2 rRNA genes are annotated in these 1,979 nt (G+C 57.3%); both read right to left on the bottom strand.

Annotation, left to right across the window (positions count from 1 at the left end):
- Window positions 1-83, bottom strand: a 5S ribosomal RNA gene (gene rrf / locus ACIGNX_RS34675); the annotation flags it as partial.
- A gap of 110 nt (window positions 84-193) precedes the next feature.
- A 23S ribosomal RNA gene (locus ACIGNX_RS34670) occupies window positions 194-1,979 on the bottom strand; the annotation flags it as partial.

Below are 1,979 nucleotides of genomic sequence, written 5' to 3'. Positions count from 1 at the left end.
AGTGCAGTACCATCGGCGCTGGAAGGCTTAACTACCGGGTTCGGAATGGGACCGGGTGTTCCCCAACCGCTATGACCACCGAAACACTATGAAATTACCAACCCGTAGGCACCCCACCCACCCCCAAATTCAGGGTGGACCGGGTGGTCCGGTTCGGTTCTTTCAGAACCGCACAGTGGATGCGTAGCGTCTTCGTGACAAGTCCTCGGCCTATTAGTACCGGTCAACTCCAGCCGTTACCGACCTTCCATCTCCGGCCTATCAACCCAATGGTCTCTTGGGGGCCTTAACCCACAAAGGGTGGGATACCTCATCTAGGAACAGGCTTCCCGCTTAGATGCTTTCAGCGGTTATCCCTTCCGAACGTAGCCAACCAGCAATGCCCTTGGCAGGACAACTGGCACACCAGAGGTCCGTCCGTCCCGGTCCTCTCGTACTAGGGACAGCCTTCCGCAAGTATCCTACGCGCGCGGCGGATAGGGACCGAACTGTCTCACGACGTTCTAAACCCAGCTCGCGTACCGCTTTAATGGGCGAACAGCCCAACCCTTGGGACCTACTCCAGCCCCAGGATGCGACGAGCCGACATCGAGGTGCCAAACCATGCCGTCGATATGGACTCTTGGGCAAGATCAGCCTGTTATCCCCGGGGTACCTTTTATCCGTTGAGCGACCACGCTTCCACAAGCCATGGCCGGATCACTAGTTCCGACTTTCGTCCCTGCTCGACCCGTCGGTCTCACAGTCAAGCCCCCTTGTGCACTTGCACTCGACACCTGATTGCCAACCAGGCTGAGGGAACCTTTGAGCGCCTCCGTTACCCTTTGGGAGGCAACCGCCCCAGTTAAACTACCCACCAGGCACTGTCCCTGATCCGGATCACGGACCGAGGTTAGACATCCAGTACGACCAGAGTGGTATTTCAACGACGACTCCACACTGACTGGCGTCAGCGCTTCACAGTCTCCCACCTATCCTACACAAGCCGAACCGAACACCAATACCAAGCTATAGTAAAGGTCCCGGGGTCTTTCCGTCCTGCCGCGCGTAACGAGCATCTTTACTCGTAGTGCAATTTCGCCGGGCCTGTGGTTGAGACAGTCGAGAAGTCGTTACGCCATTCGTGCAGGTCGGAACTTACCCGACAAGGAATTTCGCTACCTTAGGATGGTTATAGTTACCACCGCCGTTTACTGGCGCTTAAGTTCTCAGCTTCGCCCCGAAGAGCTAACCGGTCCCCTTAACGTTCCAGCACCGGGCAGGCGTCAGTCCGTATACATCGTCTTGCGACTTCGCACGGACCTGTGTTTTTAGTAAACAGTCGCTTCTCGCTGGTCTCTGCGGCCGAAAAATCCTAGCCCGCAAGGGGCTTCAAATCCCTCGGCCCCCCTTCTCCCGAAGTTACGGGGGCATTTTGCCGAGTTCCTTAACCACAGTTCGCCCGATCGCCTCGGTATTCTCTACCTGACCACCTGTGTCGGTTTGGGGTACGGGCCGCATGAACACTCACTAGAGGCTTTTCTCGGCAGCATGGGATCACCCTACTTCGCCTCAATCGGCTATGCATCACGTCTCAGGATATGTGAGCTGCGGATTTGCCTACAGCTCTCCCTACACGCTTACACCAGTACTACCACTCACTGGCGGAGCTACCCTCCTGCGTCACCCCATCGCTTGACTACTACAAGTTCAGGTCCCGCGCTCCACAACGGCACTCGTCCGAAGACTCGCACCGCGCTTCGGGCGGTTAGTATCACAAGGTTCGCCATGGGCGCGTTCACACGGGTACGGGAATATCAACCCGTTGTCCATCGACTACGCCTGTCGGCCTCGCCTTAGGTCCCGACTTACCCTGGGCGGATTAGCCTGGCCCAGGAACCCTTGGTCATCCGGCGGCAGAGTTTCCCACTCTGCTTTCGCTACTCATGCCTGCATTCTCACTCGTCCAGCCTCCACACCTGGATTACTCCGGCGCTTCA

It is taken from the genome of Actinosynnema sp. NPDC053489, from assembly GCF_044544865.1.
Lineage (GTDB): Bacteria > Actinomycetota > Actinomycetes > Mycobacteriales > Pseudonocardiaceae > Actinosynnema.
Note: the sequence above shows the minus strand (reverse complement) of the source record. Positions and strands in the feature narration are given on the sequence as shown.